This is a genomic window from Streptomyces sp. ADI95-17, assembly GCF_003846175.1.
Classification (GTDB): domain Bacteria; phylum Actinomycetota; class Actinomycetes; order Streptomycetales; family Streptomycetaceae; genus Streptomyces; species Streptomyces sanglieri.
Genome location: NZ_ML123044.1, coordinates 479,810 through 500,402 on the forward strand (window position 1 = coordinate 479,810; position 20,593 = coordinate 500,402).

Below are 20,593 nucleotides of genomic sequence, written 5' to 3' on the forward strand. Positions count from 1 at the left end.
GCGTCCAAGATGACCTGGGCCAAGGGCCAGGGCCTGGGAGGCGCGTCCTTCTGGGAGTTCAGCGGCGACACCGCCAACGGTGAACTCGTCGGCGCCATCAACAGCGGTCTGAAGTAACCCCCACGGTCTGAAGCAGGCCGCACGGTCCGAAGCCCCCCACCGGCACCGTGCGGCACCCCGGAAAGCAACCGGGGAGACGGGTCCGCCCCCCGTCTCCCCGGTTTTCCCATGTCTAGGCCACGTTGACCCGCTGGCCGGGCGGAGCCGCCTCCAGCCAGGCGAGGAATCCGGTCAGCGCGTCGTCGCTCATGGCCAGCTCCAGGCGGGTCTCCCCATGGAGACAGCCGAGCACCACGGCGTCGGAGAGCAGTGCGAGCTCCTCCTCGCCCTCGGGGAGCCGCCGGGCGACCACCTCGATCGCGGAACGCTCCAGGACCCGGCGGGGTCGAGGAGCGTAGGAGAAGACACGGAACCAGTTGATCCGGTCCTCGCTGTACCGGGCGACCCCGTACACCCAGCCCTTGCCCGAGAGATCGGGCTCCTCGGGCACATTCCAGCGCAGGCTGCAGTCGAAGGTCCCGCCGGAGCGCTGAATCAGCCGCCGGCGCAGACCGAAGACGAAGAGTCCAATCAGGACCAGTGCGACGACCAGCCCGCCCACCCACAGCGCGAGGAACATCTCCACCGACCTCCTCGCGTCGTCGAGTAACGGATACCGCCAGAACTACAACCGCACCTGCATCGCCTCAGCCGCGACACGGTCTGGAGAGGTCTCCAGCTCGGGCCGCGGCTGAGGGTAAAGCTACGTGGTCGCGGGGCGCTAGCGCACCGCCACCGCACGCAGTCGCACTTCGGCGCGCCGCTCGGAGGCGGCGTCCGTGTCCGACTTCGCGCGCTCCAGCGCACGCTCGGCGCGCTGGACATCGATCTCGTCCGCCAGCTCCGCGATCTCGGCGAGCAGCGAGAGCTTGTCGTCCGCGAACGAGATGAAACCGCCGTGCACAGCGGCGACCACGGTCGCGCCGTCGCTCGTACGGATCGTCACCGGGCCCGATTCCAGCACACCCAGAAGCGGCTGGTGACCGGGCATGACGCCGATGTCGCCGGACGTGGTGCGCGCGACGACCAGGGTGGCCTCGCCGGACCAGACACTGCGGTCCGCGGCGACCAGCTCGACGTGCAGCTCAGCAGCCAAGGGTGGCTCCTCGGGTCACCACCCGGCCGTTCGAGCCGGGTGTTGGGTCAATTCTACGGGGCGTGGTGAGGGGGGCGGGACACACCCACCCCCCTCGGTGAGCCAGGGGCTCAGGAGACGCCGAGCTCCTTGGCGTTGGCCTTCAGGTCCTCGATGCCACCGCACATGAAGAACGCCTGCTCGGGGAAGTGGTCGTACTCACCGTCACAGATCGAGTTGAACGCGGCGATCGACTCGTCGAGCGGCACGTCCGAACCGTCCACGCCGGTGAACTGCTTGGCGACGTGGGTGTTCTGCGACAGGAAGCGCTCGACACGACGGGCACGGTGGACAACGAGCTTGTCCTCCTCGCCCAGCTCGTCGATACCGAGGATCGCGATGATGTCCTGGAGGTCCTTGTACTTCTGGAGGATCCCCTTGACACGCATGGCCGCCGCGTAGTGGTCCTCCGCGATGTAGCGGGGGTCCAGGATGCGGGACGTCGAGTCCAGCGGGTCCACGGCCGGGTAGATGCCCTTCTCGGAGATCGGACGGGAGAGAACCGTCGTCGCGTCGAGGTGGGCGAACGTGGTGGCCGGGGCCGGGTCGGTCAGGTCGTCCGCGGGGACGTAGATCGCCTGCATCGAGGTGATCGAGTGACCACGGGTCGACGTGATGCGCTCCTGCAGCAGACCCATCTCGTCGGCCAGGTTCGGCTGGTAACCCACCGCGGACGGCATACGGCCGAGCAGGGTGGACACCTCGGAGCCGGCCTGGGTGTACCGGAAGATGTTGTCGATGAAGAAGAGCACGTCCTGCTTCTGAACATCGCGGAAGTACTCCGCCATGGTCAGACCGGCCAGCGCGACGCGAAGACGCGTGCCCGGCGGCTCGTCCATCTGACCGAAGACGAGGGCCGTCTTGTCGATGACGCCCGAGTCGGCCATTTCCTCGATGAGGTCGTTGCCCTCACGGGTGCGCTCACCGACACCGGCGAACACCGACACACCGTCGTGGTTGTTGGCCACGCGGTAGATCATTTCCTGGATCAGAACGGTCTTGCCGACACCGGCACCACCGAACAGACCGATCTTTCCACCCTTGACGTACGGGGTGAGCAGGTCGATGACCTTGACGCCGGTCTCGAACATCTCGGTCTTGGACTCGAGCTGGTCGAAGTTGGGCGCCTTGCGGTGGATCGGCCAGCGCTCGGTGACCTCGGCGTTCGCCTCGGGCTTGTTCAGGATCTCGCCGAGGGTGTTGAACACCTTGCCCTTGGTGATGTCACCGACGGGGACCGTGATGCCGGTGCCCGTGTCGGTCACCGGGGCCTGGCGGACCAGACCGTCGGTGGGCTGCATCGAGATCGCGCGGACCACGCCGTCGCCGAGGTGCTGGGCGACTTCGAGGGTCAGCTTCTTGAGCTTGCCGTTCTCGGCCGGGTCGGCCACCTCTACGGTCAGCGCGTTGTAGATCTCCGGCATCGCGTCGACGGGGAACTCCACGTCGACGACCGGGCCGATGACCCGGGCGACGCGGCCCGTGGCAACGGCCGTCTCAACTGTGGTCGTCATTACTTGTCACTCCCCGCGGTCGCGTCGGCCAGCGCACTGGCACCACCGACGATCTCGCTGATTTCCTGGGTGATTTCGGCCTGGCGGGCCGCGTTGGCAAGCCGGGAGAGCGTCTTGATGAGCTCACCGGCGTTGTCGGTGGCCGACTTCATCGCGCGGCGGCGGGCAGCGTGCTCGGAAGCAGCGGCCTGCAGCAGCGCGTTGTAGATCCGGCTCTCGACGTACCGCGGAAGCAGGGCGTCGAGGACGTCCTCCGCCGACGGCTCGAAGTCGAACAGCGGCAGGATCTCGCCCTTGCCGTCCTCGTCCTTCGTGGCATCGAGACTGAGCGGCAGCATCCGGTCGTCGACCGGGTTCTGCGTCATCATCGACACGAACTCCGTGAAGACGATGTGCAGCTCGTCCACGCCGCCCTCGGCGGTCTCCTGGGTGACCGCCTCGATCAGCGGGGCCGCAGCCCGCTTCGCATCCGCGTACGTCGGGCTGTCGGTGAAGCCGGTCCACGAGTCCGCGAGCTTGCGCTCACGGAAGCCGTAGTAGGCAACACCCTTGCGGCCGATCACATAGGTGACGACCTCCTTGCCCTCGCCCCGGAGCCGCTCGGTCAGCTTCTCCGCGGCCTTGATGGCGTTGGAGGAGTAACCGCCGGCCAGACCGCGGTCGCTCGTGATGAGCAGGATCGCGGCCCGTGCCGGGGTCTCGGCCTCGGTGGTCAGCGGGTGCTTGGTGGTGGAGCCGGTCGCCACCGCGGTCACCGCACGGGTGAGCTCGGTCGCGTACGGCGTCGACGCCGCCACCTGGCGCTGCGCCTTGACGATGCGCGAGGCGGCGATCATCTCCATCGCCTTGGTGATCTTCTTCGTGGCGGTGACGGAGCGGATGCGGCGCTTGTAAACGCGAAGCTGAGCGCCCATCTGTCAGCCCTCGCCCAGGAGCTTGCCGTCCGAGGTCTCGAACTGCTGCTTGAAGGCGGCGACCGCGTCGGCGACCGACTGCAGCGTGTCGTCGGACATCTTGGCGCCCTCGGCGATGCTGGTCAGGAGGTCCTTGCGCTCACGGCGCAGGTACTCCAGCAGCTCGCTCTCGAAGCGACGGATGTCCTCGACCGGGACGTCGTCCATCTTGCCGGTGGTACCGGCCCAGATGGAGACGACCTGCTCCTCGACCGGGTACGGGGAGTACTGCGGCTGCTTCAGCAGCTCGACCATGCGCTTACCGCGCTCCAGCGACGCCTTCGAGGCCGCGTCCAGGTCGGAACCGAAGGCGGCGAACGCCTCCAGCTCGCGGTACTGGGCGAGGTCGACACGGAGACGGCCGGAGACCTGGCGCATCGCCTTGTGCTGGGCGGAACCACCGACACGCGAGACCGAGATACCGACGTTCAGGGCCGGACGCTGGCCGGCGTTGAACAGGTCGGACTCCAGGAAGCACTGGCCGTCGGTGATGGAGATGACGTTGGTCGGGATGAACGCCGACACGTCGTTCGCCTTGGTCTCGACGATCGGGAGGCCCGTCATCGAACCGGCGCCCATCTCGTCGGAGAGCTTCGCGCAGCGCTCCAGCAGACGCGAGTGGAGGTAGAAGACGTCGCCCGGGTAGGCCTCACGGCCCGGCGGACGGCGCAGCAGAAGCGACACGGCGCGGTAGGCGTCGGCCTGCTTCGAGAGGTCGTCGAAAATGATCAGGACGTGCTTGCCCTGGTACATCCAGTGCTGGCCGATGGCCGAACCGGTGTACGGCGCCAGGTACTTGAAGCCGGCCGGGTCGGACGCCGGGGCGGCGACGATGGTCGTGTACTCCAGCGCGCCGGCCTCTTCGAGGGCACCGCGCACGGAGGCGATGGTGGAGCCCTTCTGACCGATGGCGACGTAGATGCAGCGCACCTGCTTGTTCACGTCGCCCGAGCGCCAGTTGTCGCGCTGGTTGATGATCGTGTCGACGGCCAGAGCGGTCTTACCCGTCTGACGGTCACCAATGATCAGCTGACGCTGGCCGCGGCCGATCGGCACCATGGCGTCGACGGCCTTGTAGCCGGTCTGCATCGGCTCGTGCACCGACTTACGGACCATGACGCCAGGGGCCTGCAGCTCGAGGGCGCGGCGGCTGTCGGTCGCGATCTCGCCGAGACCGTCGATCGGGTTGCCGAGCGGGTCGACGACGCGGCCGAGGTAACCCTCGCCGACGCCGACGGAGAGCACCTCACCGGTGCGCTGCACCGGCTGGCCCTCTTCGATGCCGCTGAACTCGCCGAGGACGATGGCACCGATCTCGCGCTCCTCAAGGTTGAGGGCGAGACCGAGGGTGCCGTCCTCGAACTTCAGCAGCTCGTTCGCCATGGCCGAGGGAAGACCCTCGACCTTCGCGATACCGTCGCCGGCAACGCTGACCGTACCGACCTCCTCGCGCGAGGCCGCGTCCGGCTTGTACGACTGGACAAAGTTCTCCAGCGCGTCCCGGATCTCCTCCGGCCGGATCGTGAGCTCCGCCATCTGGGTTCCCTGCTCTCCTTGTTGGGCCCGAAGTTTCTTAAGGGGGTCTGGGGGCCGACCCCCAGGAATCTTCTGCAATTTCTGCACGGCCCAACCGGGCCGCTGGTCTTGCTCTGTTCTGTTGCTGCGCTGCGTCGGTCAGCCGGCCATGCGTCGGGTCGCCTCTTCGAGGCGCTCCGAGATGGTGCCGTTGATGACCTCGTCACCGACCCGCACCGCGATCCCGCCGAGGACCGTGGGGTCCACGTCGAGGTTCAGGTGCATCGGGCGGCCGTAGATCTTCGCCAGCGCGGCGCCGAGGCGCTGCTTCTGCCGATCGCTCAACGGCACGGCCGAGGTGACCACGGCGACCATGCGCTCCCGGCGGTCCGCGGCCAGCTTGGAGAGGGACTCCAGTCCCTCTTCCAGGCTACGTCCACGCGGCTGGGTGACAAGCCGCGTGACGAGGCGCTCGGTGGCGGGCCGTGCCTTGCCGCCGAGCAGGCTGCGCAGCAGCTGCCCCTTGGCGGCGGCGGACGCGGACCGGTTGGTGAGCGCGGCGCGCAGCTCCTTGTCGGAGGCGACGATCCGGCCGAACCGGAACAGCTCGTCCTCGACGTCGTCGAGGTCTCCGCTGCGCTGGGCGGCGGTGAGGTCTGCGATGTTCGCCAGTTCCTCGACCGAGTCGACCAGGTCGCGCGACTGCGACCAGCGGGAGCGGACCATGCCGGAGATCAGGTCGACGGTCTCGCCGCCCACCTGACCGCGCAGCAGTCGTCCGGCCAGCTCCGCCCGGGCCTCGCCGGCCTGCGACGGGTCGGTCAGGACCCGCCGCAGTGAGACCTCGCGCTGGAGCAGCGCCGTCACGGCGGCCAGCTCCTCGGCGAGCTTCGCCGCGTCGACCGACGTGTTGTCGGTCAGCGCGTCGAGCGACTCACGTGCGGCAGCCAGTGCCTCGCGGCTCGCGCCGTTCATCGGACAGCCTCGGCCTTCGCCTCGAGCTCGTCGAGGAAACGGTCGACGGTGCCGCTCTGCCGGGCGTGGTCCTCAAGGGACTCGCCGACGAGCTTGCCGGCCAGGTCGGTGGCGAGCTTGCCCACGTCCTGACGCAGCGCGGAGGCCGCGGCCTTGCGGTCGGCCTCGATCTGGGCGTGGCCGGCAGCGATGATCTCCTCGCGCTGCCGCTGGCCTTCCGCCCGCATCTCCTGCAGGATCACAGCGCCCTGCTCCTGCGCCTCCTGGCGCAGACGCGCGGCTTCGTGGCGGGCCTCGGCGAGCTGGGCCTTGTACTGCTCAAGGACGCTCTGGGCCTCGGTCTGGGCCGCATCGGCCTTCTCGATACCGCCTTCGATGGCCTCGCGACGCTCTTCCAGAACCTTGTTGATGTTCGGGAGGAGCTTCTTCGCGAGGAAGCCGAAGACGATGACGAAGGCGATGAAGCCAATGACGAGCTCAGGAATCGGCGGGATGAGCGGGTTTTCCGGCTTCTCCGCCGCGAGCTGAACCAGGGGGTTCAAGTCAGTGCCTTCCGTCGAATGGTCTGTTCGCGACCCGTCAGGAGGTCGGGTACACGAACGGCATGACCAGACCGATCAGGGCGAGCGCCTCACAGAAGGCGAAGCCGAGGATCTGGTTGGCGCGGATCAGGCCGGCAGCCTCGGGCTGACGAGCGAGAGCCTGGGTGCCGTTACCGAAGATGATGCCGACGCCGACGCCGGGGCCGATGGCGGACAGGCCGTAACCAACGGAGCTGAGGGAACCGGTGACGGCGGCAAGGGTCTGGGACATGCCAGTTCTTCCTTCTCTTTCACGGACCGGCGGGGGTTGGCCACCGGACGACTGGGGGTATGGGAGGCGCGATCAGTGGTGCTCGGCGAGAGCGCCCTGGACGAAGGTGCACGCCAGGAGCACGAAGACGTATGCCTGAACGGCCTGGATGAAGAGCTCGAAGGCCGTCATCACGATGACCATCACGAACGACACACCCGCGTAGGCGATACCGATGCCGTTGAGCAGGTACCAGCTGGCGATGGTGAAGAGCAGCAGCAGCGTGTGACCGGCGAACATGTTCGCGAAGAGTCGGACCGCGTGCGTGAAGGGCCGGACCAGGACGTTCGAGAAGAACTCGATGACCATGATCAGCGGGAGCACCGGGCCGAGCGACTTGTCGTAGCCGGTCAGGTTCTTGAAGCCGCCGACGAAGCCGTGCTTCTTGAACGTGAGGCTCATCCAGAGGACGTAGACGATCAGAGCCAGAGCCGCCGGGTACGCGATGATCGACGTCACCGGGAACTGGGCGAGCGGGATGATCGACCAGAGGTTCATCATCCACACGAAGAAGAAGAGCGACACCATCAGCGGGACGTACTTCTCGCCCTCGCGCTTGCCGAGCGTCTCGTAGACGATGCCGCGGCGGACGAAGTCGTAGCCGGCCTCGGCGACCATCTGCAGCTTGCCCGGAACGACCTTCGGCTTACGGAAGGCGGCCCAGAAGAAGCCGACGATGATGACCGTACCGAGGAGCGCCAGCAGCATCGTCTTGTTGAAGTAGATGTTGCTGTCCGCGTCACCGAAGATCGGCTCGAACAGGAAAGAGTGCAAGCCAGGACCCGGGAAACCACAACCGTCGAAGATGTGGCAATCGGTCTCGAAGGCGAGCACCTGTGTCGGGTCAGCACTCACCGCGGGCTCCTTCAGCGTGGCGCATAGGTACGGCAACCTCGTTGTGTCGGCGCGGCGCGCAGCCGCGGTTCGGCACTGGACTGGTGTTACGGATGTGTGAGCGGCAGTCAGGCATTGAGCCTCGCGATCGAGCAGGCGTCAGCTCACATGCCCGCGCCCGCAGTGCCGCAGTTGGAACCGGACGATAGCAGGGTCTTGAACCTGCACTTATCCCGCCCCTACCCTTCACGACTTCGAGCCCGTGTTCTTGGGCTTTTCCGCCTTGTCGGACTCGGGTTCGACGTAAAGGATCTTGGCCTTCATGTGTGCACGCGTCTGTGCGCCGATCCACACGAGGGTCATCGCGACCAGCGTGATCGCGAACGCCTTCGGGTTGAACATCGTCGTGTTCTTGAAGGCGGCAACAAAGATGAACAGAAGGAGAAGCTGAGTCGTATACAGCATCAGCCCCATCGCCTGGAACAGGTGGGGCAGGGACCGCGCGGTCCGTTGCAGGACCAGCAGTCCGATCCCCATGAAGAGGATCACCACGATCGTCGCAACGCCCGCGCCAAGGGCTCCCTTGCCACCGGCGACACCAGCACTGACGGCGACGGCAACAGCACCGGCGACAGCGGTGGGCACGGCGGCTTGAAGGAGAGTCCGGGCGTCGTTGGACGGCATGGCGGCAGCTCCGCTTGCAGGGGGTGGGCAGTGTGTCGTCATGGACGAGCGTAGGCCCGGTCCGAGTCGATGCCTCGGGCCAATGGACCGTGCTACTCAGGTCCTTCGGCTCCGTCACCGGGCTTCGTGAACGGTATCACAAACTATTTGATGAGGTCTTTACCAAGAAAGTGTGCTTACAGTCACACGTGAGAGTGAATTCGCGCATGTGAGCAAGGCAACGCAATTGCTTGTCTGGTATTGCCCCTTGGTGCCCGAATTCTCAACGTGCGGATTCGGCCTTGTCTCTGTCCGAAAAACGCGAACGAGGGCCGATCGCAGTCGCCCCGTTGACGCCGGAGACTCCCACGACCACCGGAGTGCGCTCCTGCGACTCGGGCCCCTTCCGTCCCATCGGGGCTTCCAGGGGCCCCTGTTGGGCCTCGGCCTCCGACGAGGGCTCCGCCCCGGGCGTCCCGCCCTTGCCCCGGTGCCGGCGGTAGCGGGGCGGTACGAAGCGTTCCGCCCAGTACGGGGCCCGCGGGGTGAAGCGGGGCACCAGCAGCAGTACGAGGCCGATCGTGCTCATGCCCACGATCACCAGCACGATCCACAAGGACGTCGAGTGCACCGAGTAGCCCACCGCACCGAAGGCGATCAGGGCCGACCAGAAGTACATGATCAGCACGGACCTGCTGTGCGAATGGCCGATTTCCAGCAGCCGGTGGTGCAGATGGCCGCGGTCCGCCGCGAACGGCGACTGCCCGTTCCACGTCCGGCGCACGATCGCCAGCAACAGGTCGGCGGCCGGGATCGCGATGATCGTCAACGGCAGCAGCAGCGGAATGAAGACCGGCAGCATCGCGTGGGTGGCCTCGCGCTCGCTGCCGGCGAAGAGCTTCATCGTGTCCGGGTCGACCCGGCCGGTCACCGAGATCGCCCCGGCCGCGAGCACCAGACCGATCAGCATCGAACCGGAATCGCCCATGAAGATCCGCGCGGGATGCATGTTGTGCGGCAGGAACCCCAGGCACATGCCCATCAGGATCACCGTGAACAGCGTCGCGGGGGCCGCCGCCTCGATCATGTGCCCGTACCAGAGCCGGTAGGTGTACAGGAAGAACGCGGCGGCGGCGATGCACACCATGCCCGCCGCGAGACCGTCCAGACCGTCGACGAAGTTGACCGCGTTGATGGTGATGACGACCAGGGCGACCGTGAGCAGCGTGCCCTGCCACTGGGTGAGCGCGACGGTGCCGACGCCGGGGATCGGCAGCCACAGGATCGTCAGACCCTGGATGACCATGACCGCGGCGGCGATCATCTGCCCGCCGAGCTTGATCAGGGCGTCGATCTCGAACTTGTCGTCCAGCACACCGATCAGCCAGATCAGCGCGGCGCCGGAGAGCAGCGCCCGCGGCTCGGTGGAGAGCTGGAAGACCCAGTCGAGGTTGTGGAGATGGGCCGCGACGATCAGTCCGGCGCACAGCCCGCCGAACATGGCGATGCCACCGAGCCTCGGTGTCGGTTCTCGGTGGACGTCACGCGCACGGATCGCGGGCATCGCCCCGATCGCGATGGCGAACTTACGCACCGGACCGGTCAGCAGATAGGTCACCGCGGCCGTGACACAGAGCGTCAGCAGGTAATCACGCACGGGCTGCCCCATAGATTTCGCCGGCCATCTCAGCCCACACCCTAAACCGTCCGGCAATCACTGACGGCCGCGCTGCAGGGGCCTCATGACCGAGGACACAGCGAGCGCGCCGATCGGTTCCACACCGGTCGTCTACCCCGGATAGGGCGGATACCGCTCCGCCAGCTCCCGGACCTCGGCCCGGACGTCGCCCTCCTCACGCACCGCCGCCCCGAAGAGCACCGCCAGCCGGGCCATGTCCGCGTCGTCCATGCCCTGGGTGGTGACGGCCGCGGTGCCGAGCCGGATGCCCCGGGCGTCCCCGTACGGCAGCGCACAGGTGTCCAGCACCACACCCGCCGCCGCCAGCCGGGCGCGGGCGGCCGGCCCGTCGACGCCCAGCGGGGCCGGGTCCGCGACGATCAGGTGGGTGTCCGTACCGCCCGTGGTGACCTCGAAGCCCTCCGCCTCCAGCCCGGCCGCCAGCACCCGGGCATGGGCCACCACCCGATGTGCATACGTGGTGAACGCCGGGGTGGCCGCCTCGCCGAACGCGACGGCCTTCGCGGCGACGGTGTGCATCTGCGCACCGCCCTGGGTGAAGGGGAAGACCGCCCGGTCGATCCGCTCCGCCAGCTCCGCGCCGCACAGGATCATCCCGCCGCGCGGCCCGCGCAGCACCTTGTGGGTGGTCGCGCAGACCACATCGGCGTACGGCACCGGGCTCGGCGCAGCGCCCCCGGCGATCAGCCCCATCGGGTGCGCGGAGTCGGCGATGAGATACGCGCCCACCTCGTCGGCGATCTCCCGGAACAGCTCGTGGTCGGGATGGCGGGGGTACGAGATCGAGCCGCTCACGATCGCCTTGGGGCGGTGGGCGCGGGCCAGGGCGCGCACCTGTTCGTAGTCGATCAGGCCGCTCTCCGGGTCCACTCCGTACCCGACGAACTCGAACCAGCGGCCGGAGAAGTTGGCGGGCGAGCCATGGGTGAGGTGTCCCCCGTACGGGAGTCCCATCGCCAGCACCGTGTCGCCGGGGCGGAGCAGGGCGGCGTAGGCGGCGAGGACCGCGGAGGAGCCGGAGTGCGCCTGGACGTTGGCGTGCTCGGCGCCGAAGAGCGAGGTGGCCCGGCGGCAGGCGATGCGTTCGGCGACGTCGGCCTGCTCGCAGCCGCCGTGGTGGCGGGCGCCGGGATAGCCCTCGGCGTACTTGTTGGCGAGCGGAGAGCCGAGGGCCGCGAGTACCGCGGGCGAGGTGAAGTTCTCGGCGGCGGTCAGCTGCAGGCTGCTGGACTGGCGGTGCAGCTCCCCCAGCAGCACGGCGGCGATCTCCGGGTCCTCCCGGCGCAGGGCCTCGAAGTCCTGCGGCAGGGCGGCCCCGGGGGCGGAGGGCGGTGCGGCTGGAGTGGTGACCGGCATCGATGGGCTCCGGGCCTGGGGAGGGGGTGCGCTGGCGTCGGATCCAATGTAGGCCCGCGACGGGCCTCCTGCCCGCTGTACGGCGCCGTCGTGCACCCGTTGGGCCCTGCCCTGCCCGGCGGTGCGTACGCCCGTCAGGGTGGCGCGGACGGTGCGCCCGTCAGTGGTCCACGGGTACGCCGGTGAGCGCGGTGACGACCGGGTCCAGGGCCTGGTTGATCTCGTCGCCGATGGAGCGGAAGAACGTGATCGGGGCGCCGTACGGGTCGTACACCTCGTCCGCCTCGGCGGTGGGGGCCAGCAGCCAGCCGCGCAGCGCGGCCGCGGCGCGGACCAGTGCGCGGGCGCGCTCGACGACGCCCTCGTCCCGCGCGTCGGGCAGCGTGGCGGGGTCTATCGCCCGGACCAGCCGGGTGAATTCCTTGAGGGTGAACGTGCGCAGGCCGGCCGAGTGACCCATCGAGATCACCTGCGCGCGGTGGTCGCGGGTGGCGGTGAGCACCAGGTCGGCGCGGATCACGTGCTCGTCGAGCAGTTCACGGCCGACGAAGCCGGTGGTGTCGGCGCCGAAGTCGGCGAGGACGGTCTCGGCGTTGGCCTCCATGGGGGCGCCCTCGTGGCCCCAGGTGCCCGCGCTCTCCACGATCAGTCCGCCGCTGAGCGGATCGCCGAGGCGGTCCACCAGGGCATGGCGGGTCAGCCGCTCGGTGATGGGCGAGCGGCAGACGTTGCCGGTGCTGACGTGGAGGATGCGGAAAGTGTCGGCCCGCCCCGCTATGCCACGCCCCTCGGGGGCGGTCAATTGGCCACCTCAAGGTCGGGTACCACCTTGCGGAGCTCCTCGACGGAGAGCGCGCCGGCCCGCAGCAGCACCGGGACCTTGCCGGTCACGTCGACGATCGACGAGGGCACGATGCCGGGTGTCGGGCCGCCGTCCAGGTACACCGAGACGGAGTCGCCGAGCATCTCCTGGGCCGCGTCGCAGTCCTCCGGGGCCGGGTGGCCGGTGAGGTTGGCGCTGGAGACGCCCATCGGTCCGACCTCCGTGAGCAGCTCGATGGCGACCGGGTGCAGCGGCATCCGGATGGCGACGGTGCCATGGGTGTCCCCGAGGTCCCACTGGAGCGACGGCTGGTGCTTGGCGACGAGCGTGAGGGCGCCGGGCCAGAAGGCGTCGACGAGCTCCCAGGCCTGCTCGGAGAAGTCGGTGACCAGGCCGTGCAGGGTGTTCGGGGAGCCGATCAGGACGGGGGTCGGCATGTTGCGGCCGCGGCCCTTGGCTTCCAGCAGGTCGGCGACGCCCTCGGAGCTGAAGGCGTCGGCACCGATGCCGTACACGGTGTCGGTGGGCAGCACGACCAGTTCGCCGCGGCGGACGGCCGACGCGGCCTCACGCAGACCCGTCGTACGGTCGGTCGCGTCGTTGCAGTCGTATCGCCGTGCCATCAGCCGGCCTCCTCAAGCGTGTACGGGTGTCGCGGGTACGGGTCGTGCGGGTGGTGGCCGCCGGTCACGGCATGGCCTTGCGGGCCGTGGCGAACCGCGGCCGGTTGTTCAGGTCGGGGTGGTCGGCCGCGTCCGCCCAGCCGCGCTCCTCGGTGAAGATCCACGGCACCTGGCCGCCCTGGGTGTCGGCGTGCTCGATGACGACGAGGCCGCCGGGGCGCAGCAGGCGGTGTGCGGTGCGTTCGATGCCGCGGATGGTGTCGAGGCCGTCCTCGCCGGAGAAGAGGGCCATCTCCGGGTCGTGGTCGCGGGCCTCGGGTGCCACGTACTCCCATTCGGTGAGCGGGATGTACGGCGGGTTGGAGATGACCAGGTCGACCTGGCCGTCCAGCTCGGGGAGGGCGCTCAGCGCGTCTCCCTGGTGGACGGTGACCCGGGATCCGTCGGCGTTCTTCCTGGTCCACTCGATGGCGTCGTCGGAGAGCTCGACGGCGTGCACGCGCGAGCGCGGCACCTCCTGGGCCATGGCCAGGGCGATGGCGCCCGATCCGCTGCACAGGTCGACGACGGTCGGCTCGACCACGTCCATCGCGCGCACCGCGTCTATCGCCCAGCCGACGACCGACTCGGTCTCCGGGCGGGGGACGAAGACACCGGGTCCGACCTGGAGCTCCAGGTAGCGGAAGAAGGCGCGGCCGGTGATGTGCTGGAGCGGTTCGCGGGCCTCGCGGCGGGCGATGGCCTCCCAGTAGCGGGCGTCGAACTCCGCGTCCGGCACCCGGTGCAGCTCGCCCCGCTTGACGCCGTGGACGAACGCGGCGAGTTCCTCCGCGTCGAATCGCGGCGAGGGCACACCGGCGTCGGCCAGCCGCTGGGTGGCCTGGGCCACCTCGGCGAGCAGCAGGTTCATCGCGGTTCTCCGTACGGTTTACGGGCGGGGCGGGGTTTTGCTCAGGCGGCGGCGAGCTTGGCGGCGGAGTCGGCGTCGACACACGCCTGGATCACGGAATCCAGGTCGCCGTCGAGCACCTGGTCCAAGTTGTACGCCTTGAAGCCGACCCGGTGGTCCGAGATCCGGTTTTCCGGGAAGTTGTACGTACGGATCTTCTCGGAACGGTCGACCGTACGCACCTGGCTGCGCCGTACGTCCGAAGCCTCCTGCTCGGCGGCCTCCTGGGCGGCGGCGAGCAGTCGCGAGCGCAGGATGCGCATGGCCTGCTCCTTGTTCTGGAGCTGGCTCTTCTCGTTCTGGCAGGAGGCGACGACGCCGGTCGGCAGATGGGTGATGCGGACGGCGGAGTCCGTGGTGTTGACGGACTGGCCGCCGGGGCCCGAGGAGCGGTAGACGTCGATGCGGAGGTCGTTGGCGTGGATCTCGACGTCGACCTCCTCGGCCTCGGGCGTGACGAGCACACCGGCGGCGGAGGTGTGGATGCGGCCCTGCGACTCGGTGGACGGCACGCGCTGCACGCGGTGCACGCCGCCCTCGTACTTCAGCCGGGCCCACACGCCCTGGCCGGGCTCGGTGGCGCCGTTGCCGCCCTTGGTCTTCACGGCGACCTGGACGTCCTTGTAGCCGCCGAGCTCGGACTCGGTGGAGTCGATGATCTCGGTCTTCCAGCCGACGCGCTCGGCATAGCGCAGGTACATGCGCAGCAGATCGCCGGCGAACAGGGCGGACTCGTCGCCGCCCGCGCCGGCCTTGATCTCCAGGAGCACGTCCTTGTCGTCGCTGGGGTCGCGCGGGACCAGGAGGAGGCGGAGCTTCTCGGTGAGCTCCTCGCGCTGCTTCTCCAGGTCCTTGACCTCGGCGGCGAAGTCGGGGTCGTCGGCGGCGAACTCGCGGGCCGTCTCGATGTCGTCCCCGGTCTGCTTCCAGGAGCGGTACGTCGCGACGATCGGGGACAGCTCGGCGTAGCGCTTGTTGAGCTTGCGCGCGTTCGCCTGGTCGGCGTGGACCGCGGGGTCCGCGAGCTTCTTCTCCAGATCGGTCTGCTCGCCGATCAGTTCCTCGACCGCCTCGAACATCTTCGGGCTCCTGGTTTCTTCACTCGTGCGTGCCTGCTGGACGGCGTGATGCCGGCCGGGCGGGGGTACGTAACGGGGCCGCGTACCCCCGGCCGGAAAAAACGCCGGTCCCGACGCCCCCGCAAGAGGGCGCCAGGAACCGGCGCAGTGGCTCGCTACTTGCTGGCGGAGCCGGCAGCCTTGCCGAAGCGGGCCTCGAAGCGGGCCACACGGCCACCGGTGTCGAGGATCTTCTGCTTGCCCGTGTAGAACGGGTGGCACTCGGAGCAGACGTCGGCGCGGATGTTGCCGCCGTCGATGGTGCTCCGGGTGGTGAACGACGCGCCACAGGTGCAGCTGACCTGCGTCTCGACGTACTCGGGGTGGATGTCGCGCTTCAAGGGTTTCTCCTAGGTTCGGGAGGGCGCCGGGTCGTACGCGCGGATTGCGCGTCCGTGAACCGGGGCCGACGTACCAGTCTGCCAGGACCGGCCGTATCTCCCAAAACCGGGGGCGGGCCGCAACTATTCCCGGCCCGCCCGGTCACCGTACGACGTCGCCCGCGGTGCCCTTGTCGCCCGCCGACTTCTCGGTGGCGGAGGCGGGGATCGCCTTGTCGTGCGCGAGCGCGGTCCACACCTGCCGGGCGGACTCCTCCAGCGGTACGACGCGGTTCGGGTCGGCCGGGTCGTACTCGACGGGCAGGGTGACCATGTGGACGTTCTTCGAGCCCAGTCCCTTGAGGCCGTTCGCGAAGCCGGTGAGCTTCTCGACCGAGCCCAGGTCGGAGTCGGTGGTGATGGTCTTGGTGGCCGTGTCCGCGAGGTCGAACAGGGTCTTCGGGTTGGTGAACACCCCGACGGTCTTGACCTGCTCCATCAGCGCCTTGATGAACGCCTGCTGGAGCTGGATGCGGCCGAGGTCACTGCCGTCGCCGACGCTCTTGCGGGTACGGACCAGGCCCAGCGACTGCTCGCCGTCCAGGGTGTGGGTGCCGGGTTCGAGCTTCAGATGGCTCTTGGGGTCGTCGATCGCCGTGGTGGTGGTGATCTTCACGCCGCCCAGCTCGTCGATGAGCTTCTTGAAGCCGGTGAAGTCGACTTCGAGGTAGTGGTCCATGCGGATGCCGGACATGGCCTCGACGGTCTTGACCGCGCAGGCCGGCCCGCCGACCTCGTACGCCGTGTTGAACATCGCGCGCTGCTCGCCCGCGACGGGCTTCCCGTTCGTGTCGCTGGTGCAGTCGGGGCGGGTGATGAGGGTGTCGCGCGGGATGGAGACGACGGAGGCGGTCTTGTGGCCCTTGTTGATGTGCAGCACCATCGCGGTGTCCGAGCGGGCCGTGCCCTCGTCGGCGCCGTACGCGGAGTTCGCGCCGGACCGGGAGTCCGAGCCGAGCACGAGGATGTCCTCGGAGCCGTTGTCGATGTTGTCGGGGCGGTCCTTGCCGAGCGCCGCGTTGATGTCGACGGCCTTGAGGTTGCCGTTGAGCCTGAAGTAGGCGTATCCCAGTCCGGCACCGCCGACGACCACGACACCGGCCAGGCTCCAGGCGATGATCGCCTTCGCCCGGCGGCGACGGGAGGGCTTCTTCCGGCGCTTGCCGGTGGGGCGTATTCGGCCGCCGCTCCCGTTCTGCTCGGTCATGGGTCTCCTTCGGTCGTCAGCTCTCCCCGGCTACCCCCAGCGGTGTTCGGGCGCTGGGCGGTCGGCTTGTCGGTACTGCTTACGACGCCGCGGCACCAAGAAGGGTTGCACAGCCACCCGTTGTGTCCGCGTGAGGACAAAACGGGTATCCGGCACCGGCGAACAGCAGGTGATCCCCCGCTCACCTGCGGTTTCTTGCCCGATGCAGCCATCTCCGCGCCACTCGGCAGCACGTCCGGCATGTGGCAAAGGTCTCGAAACGGCCACGGGCGCCGGGTCGGCTGCGTCACATCCGCGCCGCCCCATGACACAGGGCCGCCCCCGTCACCGAAGTGACGGGGGCGGCCCTGCGGTTCGGCCGGTCCGGGGCGACGTCAGTCGTTGCCGTTGCCCGGGGCCGGCGTCGTCTTCTGGATCTGGAGCAGGAACTCCGCGTTGGACTGGGTCTTCTTCATCCGGTCCAGGAGGAGCTCGATCGCCTGCTGCTGGTCGAGCGCGTGCAGCACCCGGCGCAGCTTCCAGACAATCGCCAACTCGTCGCTGCCGAGCAGGATTTCTTCCTTGCGGGTGCTGGACGCGTCGACGTCCACCGCCGGGAAGATGCGCTTGTCCGAGAGCTTCCGGTCGAGCTTGAGCTCCATGTTGCCGGTGCCCTTGAACTCCTCGAAGATCACCTCGTCCATGCGCGAGCCGGTCTCGACGAGCGCGGTGGCCAGGATGGTCAGCGAACCGCCGTCCTCGATGTTGCGCGCGGCACCGAAGAAGCGCTTCGGCGGGTAGAGCGCGGTCGAGTCGACACCACCGGACAGGATGCGGCCGGAGGCGGGGGCCGCGAGGTTGTACGCACGGCCGAGGCGGGTGATGGAGTCCAGCAGGACGACCACGTCGTGACCCAGCTCGACGAGACGCTTGGCGCGCTCGATGGCCAGCTCGGCGACGGTGGTGTGGTCCTCGGCGGGGCGGTCGAAGGTCGAGGAGATGACCTCGCCCTTCACCGACCGCTGCATGTCGGTGACCTCTTCCGGACGCTCGTCGACCAGGACGACCATCAGGTGGCACTCGGGGCTGTTGACGGTGATCGCGTTGGCGATCGCCTGCAGGATCATGGTCTTGCCGGTCTTCGGCGGGGCCACGATCAGCCCTCGCTGGCCCTTGCCGATCGGGGCGACCAGGTCGATGATCCGCGTCGTCAGGACGTTGGAGTCGGTCTCCAGACGGAGCCGGTCCTGCGGGTAGAGCGGGGTCAGCTTCTGGAACTCCGGGCGGCCGCGGCCGGTTTCGGGCGCCATGCCGTTCACCGAGTCGAGGCGGACCAGGGCGTTGAACTTCTCCCGGCGCTCGCCGTCCTTGGGCTGGCGCACCGCACCGGTGACGTGGTCACCCTTGCGCAGGCCGTTCTTGCGGACCTGGGCGAGCGACACGTACACGTCGTTCGGGCCCGGCAGGTAGCCGGAGGTCCGGATGAACGCGTAGTTGTCGAGGATGTCCAGGATGCCCGCGACGGGGATCAGGACGTCGTCGTCGGAGACGGGAACCTCGCTGGCGAAGTCCTCGCGGCCACGGCGGCCACGGCGGTCGCGGTAGCGGCCGCGACGGCCGCGACGGCCGCCCGCCTCGTCGTCGTACCCGTCGTCCTGCGGGCCGCCGCCCTGCTGCTGGCTCTGGCGCTGCTGGCGCTGGCCGCCCTGCTGGCCCTGGCCACCGCCCTGCTCGTCGCCCTTGCCCCGGCGGTCGCGCTGACGGTCGCGGCGCTCACCGCGCTCCTGACGGTCGCCGCGGTCGCCGCGCTGGCCGCGGTCCTGGCGGTCGCCCCGGCGGCCCTCGGCCGTGTCGGCGGCGGCTTCGGCCTTGGCGTCGGCGCGGTCCTCGCCCTTGGGCTCGGCCTGCGTGTCCGCCTTGGCCTCGGCGGCCTTGCCGTCCGCCTTGGTCTCCGGGCTGCCCGCCTGCGCGGTCGCACGGCGCCGGCGACGCTCGCCCGCGGGCTGGTCGTCGCTGGCCGGCTGGCCGGGGATGTCGATCTGCTGCTGGGCCGCGGCCTTCTCGGCGGGAGCGTCGGCGGCGGGCTCGCCCCCGGTGCGTGCCTTGGAGGTGGCACGGCGCTTCGGCTTGGTCTCGGACGTCGCGGCGGGCGCGGCGGCCTTGGGCGCGGCGGAGCTACCGGCCTGCGCCTCCTTGATGACCTCGATCAGCTGGCCCTTGCGCATCCGCGCAGTGCCCTTGATGCCGAGGCCGGACGCGACCTGCTGCAGCTCGGCCAGGACCATGCCGTCAAGGCCGGTGCCGGAGCGGCGGCGCCGTGCGGTGGTGCCAGTGGCAGCACCTTCGGCGGGCGCGGCGCTGTCGACGCTCTTGTCGGCAGTCACGCCCATCAGATCGGTGGTGTCGCTCACGAAGGGTCCTTCCCTGGAGCGGACGTCGGCCTTCTGGCTCGGCGACCGGTTGTGCTGTCCGACTGCGGTCTTTTCTTGCGGACCGTGCCGGGGCGGTGGTCCGCCGGGTACGGCGGAGAGATGAAGGTGTGCATGGGCCCGGCGCGAGCATCCCCCTGCTCGGCCCACTCCTGGACAAGCGAGGGGTGTCGTGCCGGTTCCGGAGCGTGCACGAAACTGCTCAGGCAGGCTGCTCAGGCAGTTGGGGAGGCTCCCGGAAGAATTGGTGGTCCCGGAAAGGGACACGAAGCAACGCGCCACATAGACGTCGGTTGCAGACTTGAGGTTAACACTACCGGCTCCAACAAACATTCCCCCTCTCACTCACCGGCAATCACTTCTCGGCTACGGGGCGAGCGGCAGCACACTCGCGCCCGGGGCGTCGAGAGCGAGACGGTTGGCCGCCCACCCCTCGCCCGCCAGCTGTGCGACCTTGTCGGCCGCACCGACCTCGGCCAGTGCGAGCACGGTGGGCCCGGCACCGGAGATGACCGCGGGGACGCCGTCCGCCCGCAGTCGGTTGACGAGTTCCACGCTCTCGGGCATCGCCGGGGCGCGGTACTCCTGGTGCAGCCGGTCCTCGGTGGCGGTGAGCAGCAGCTCGGGGCGCCTGGTCAGGGCCTCGACGAGGAGCGCGGCACGGCCGGCGTTGAAGGCGGCGTCGACGTGCGGGACGGCGCGCGGGAGCAGTCCGCGGGCCGTCTCGGTGAGGACCGGCTTGCCGGGTACGAAAACCACCGGAACGATGGATTCTGCGGGATCCATCCTGATCGCGCGCGCCGATCCGCCGTCCATCCACGCGAGGGTGAACCCGCCGAGCAGACAGGCCGCGACGTTGTCGGGGTGGCCCTCGATCTCGGTCGCGAGTTCCAGCAGCGCCGCTTCGTCGAGCCGGGCGTCGCCGCCGGTCGTCACGGCGCGGGCGGCGACGATTCCGGCGCAGATGGCGGCGGAGGAGGAGCCGAGGCCGCGTCCGTGCGGGATGCGGTTGGCGCAGACGATCTCCAGACCCCGGGGCTGTCCGCCGAGCAGGTCGAAGGCCGTGCGCAGGGAGCGTACGAGGAGGTGGCGCTCGTCGCGGGGCAGCGTGTCCGCGCCCTCACCGGCGATGTCGATGTGCAGTCCGGAGTCGGCGACGCGGACGACGACGTCGTCGTACAGCCCCAGCGACAGGCCGAAGGCGTCGTAACCCGGGCCCAGGTTGGCGCTGGTCGCGGGGACGCGCACCCGGACGGCGGCGGCTCGGAAAGCGGGACCGGCCATCGGTTGGACGACTCTCCTTGTGAGGCAGCGGGGGTGGTGAAGCGTTTTCCTGGCGGCAGGAGGTCGTGGCGGCGGGGAGTGGTGTTCCGGGGAACCCGATGGCCACAACGGCCCATGCACCGCGGCAGATGCGGCGGGGCGGGTTGGCTACAGCTTATCGAAGGAAGGTTCTGTGGCGACATAGGGCGCACAGGAGGCGCACGATG

20 protein-coding genes are annotated in these 20,593 nt (G+C 69.1%); all 20 read right to left on the reverse strand.

The window, feature by feature from the left end; all coding sequences use genetic code 11:
• Positions 1-232: 232 nt before the first annotated feature.
• Positions 233-679 (reverse strand): DUF2550 domain-containing protein, encoded by a 447-nt coding sequence (locus EES42_RS02015; protein WP_124717357.1) that lies wholly within the window; start codon positions 677-679, stop codon positions 233-235.
• A 141-nt stretch (positions 680-820) separates the two neighbouring features.
• Positions 821-1,195 (reverse strand): F0F1 ATP synthase subunit epsilon, encoded by a 375-nt coding sequence (locus EES42_RS02020; protein WP_124716359.1) that lies wholly within the window; start codon positions 1,193-1,195, stop codon positions 821-823.
• Between the two features lie 110 nt (positions 1,196-1,305).
• Entirely contained in the window at positions 1,306-2,748 is a 1,443-nt protein-coding gene (gene atpD, locus EES42_RS02025) for a F0F1 ATP synthase subunit beta (protein WP_124716360.1), read from the reverse strand.
• Positions 2,748-3,662, reverse strand: coding sequence for a F0F1 ATP synthase subunit gamma (locus tag EES42_RS02030; protein ID WP_124716361.1), 915 nt, complete (start codon positions 3,660-3,662; stop codon positions 2,748-2,750). Before EES42_RS02030 ends, atpD begins: the two co-directional genes overlap by 1 nt.
• 3 nt (positions 3,663-3,665) lie before the next feature.
• Complete coding sequence (gene atpA, locus EES42_RS02035; RefSeq protein ID WP_124716362.1) at positions 3,666-5,237, reverse strand: F0F1 ATP synthase subunit alpha; 1,572 nt, start codon at positions 5,235-5,237, stop codon at positions 3,666-3,668.
• A gap of 138 nt (positions 5,238-5,375) precedes the next feature.
• On the reverse strand, positions 5,376-6,191 hold the full coding sequence (locus EES42_RS02040) for a F0F1 ATP synthase subunit delta (protein WP_124716363.1): 816 nt from the start codon (positions 6,189-6,191) through the stop codon (positions 5,376-5,378).
• Positions 6,188-6,733 (reverse strand): F0F1 ATP synthase subunit B, encoded by a 546-nt coding sequence (locus tag EES42_RS02045; RefSeq protein WP_124716364.1) that lies wholly within the window; start codon positions 6,731-6,733, stop codon positions 6,188-6,190. Before EES42_RS02045 ends, EES42_RS02040 begins: the two co-directional genes overlap by 4 nt.
• A 37-nt stretch (positions 6,734-6,770) precedes the next feature.
• Complete coding sequence (locus EES42_RS02050; protein WP_072483720.1) at positions 6,771-7,004, reverse strand: ATP synthase subunit c family protein; 234 nt, start codon at positions 7,002-7,004, stop codon at positions 6,771-6,773.
• 72 nt (positions 7,005-7,076) lie between these two features.
• Positions 7,077-7,913: a F0F1 ATP synthase subunit A gene (gene atpB / locus EES42_RS02055; RefSeq protein ID WP_164495187.1), complete on the reverse strand. Its 837-nt coding sequence runs from the start codon at positions 7,911-7,913 to the stop codon at positions 7,077-7,079.
• Positions 7,914-8,123: 210 nt separating this feature from the next.
• Positions 8,124-8,561: a hypothetical protein gene (locus EES42_RS02060; protein WP_124716366.1), complete on the reverse strand. Its 438-nt coding sequence runs from the start codon at positions 8,559-8,561 to the stop codon at positions 8,124-8,126.
• A gap of 262 nt (positions 8,562-8,823) precedes the next feature.
• Positions 8,824-10,209 carry an MraY family glycosyltransferase gene (locus tag EES42_RS02065; RefSeq protein ID WP_124716367.1) on the reverse strand — a complete coding sequence of 462 codons (1,386 nt, stop codon included), beginning with the start codon at positions 10,207-10,209 and terminating at the stop codon, positions 8,824-8,826.
• A 120-nt stretch (positions 10,210-10,329) separates the two neighbouring features.
• Positions 10,330-11,595, reverse strand: coding sequence for a serine hydroxymethyltransferase (glyA, locus tag EES42_RS02070; protein ID WP_124716368.1), 1,266 nt, complete (start codon positions 11,593-11,595; stop codon positions 10,330-10,332).
• A 160-nt stretch (positions 11,596-11,755) separates the two neighbouring features.
• The gene (locus tag EES42_RS02075; RefSeq protein ID WP_124716369.1) at positions 11,756-12,397 is read right to left on the reverse strand and encodes an arsenate reductase/protein-tyrosine-phosphatase family protein; all 642 of its coding nucleotides are present in this window, start codon (positions 12,395-12,397) and stop codon (positions 11,756-11,758) included.
• Positions 12,394-13,041 carry an L-threonylcarbamoyladenylate synthase gene (locus EES42_RS02080; RefSeq protein ID WP_124716370.1) on the reverse strand — a complete coding sequence of 216 codons (648 nt, stop codon included), beginning with the start codon at positions 13,039-13,041 and terminating at the stop codon, positions 12,394-12,396. The genes EES42_RS02075 and EES42_RS02080 overlap by 4 nt, the downstream gene beginning before the upstream one ends.
• 64 nt (positions 13,042-13,105) lie before the next feature.
• On the reverse strand, positions 13,106-13,951 hold the full coding sequence (gene prmC / locus EES42_RS02085) for a peptide chain release factor N(5)-glutamine methyltransferase (protein WP_124716371.1): 846 nt from the start codon (positions 13,949-13,951) through the stop codon (positions 13,106-13,108).
• A gap of 41 nt (positions 13,952-13,992) precedes the next feature.
• Positions 13,993-15,069 carry a peptide chain release factor 1 gene (prfA, locus tag EES42_RS02090; RefSeq protein ID WP_124716372.1) on the reverse strand — a complete coding sequence of 359 codons (1,077 nt, stop codon included), beginning with the start codon at positions 15,067-15,069 and terminating at the stop codon, positions 13,993-13,995.
• Positions 15,070-15,224: 155 nt separating this feature from the next.
• Positions 15,225-15,449 carry a 50S ribosomal protein L31 gene (gene rpmE / locus EES42_RS02095; RefSeq protein WP_093693080.1) on the reverse strand — a complete coding sequence of 75 codons (225 nt, stop codon included), beginning with the start codon at positions 15,447-15,449 and terminating at the stop codon, positions 15,225-15,227.
• Between the two features lie 142 nt (positions 15,450-15,591).
• Entirely contained in the window at positions 15,592-16,695 is a 1,104-nt protein-coding gene (locus EES42_RS02100) for an LCP family protein (RefSeq protein ID WP_124716373.1), read from the reverse strand.
• Positions 16,696-17,069: 374 nt separating this feature from the next.
• Positions 17,070-19,085, reverse strand: coding sequence for a transcription termination factor Rho (gene rho / locus EES42_RS02105; RefSeq protein ID WP_124716374.1), 2,016 nt, complete (start codon positions 19,083-19,085; stop codon positions 17,070-17,072).
• Between the two features lie 384 nt (positions 19,086-19,469).
• A complete protein-coding gene (thrB, locus tag EES42_RS02110) occupies positions 19,470-20,387 on the reverse strand; it encodes a homoserine kinase (protein ID WP_124716375.1) in 918 nt (305 codons plus the stop codon).
• Positions 20,388-20,593: the final 206 nt, after the last annotated feature.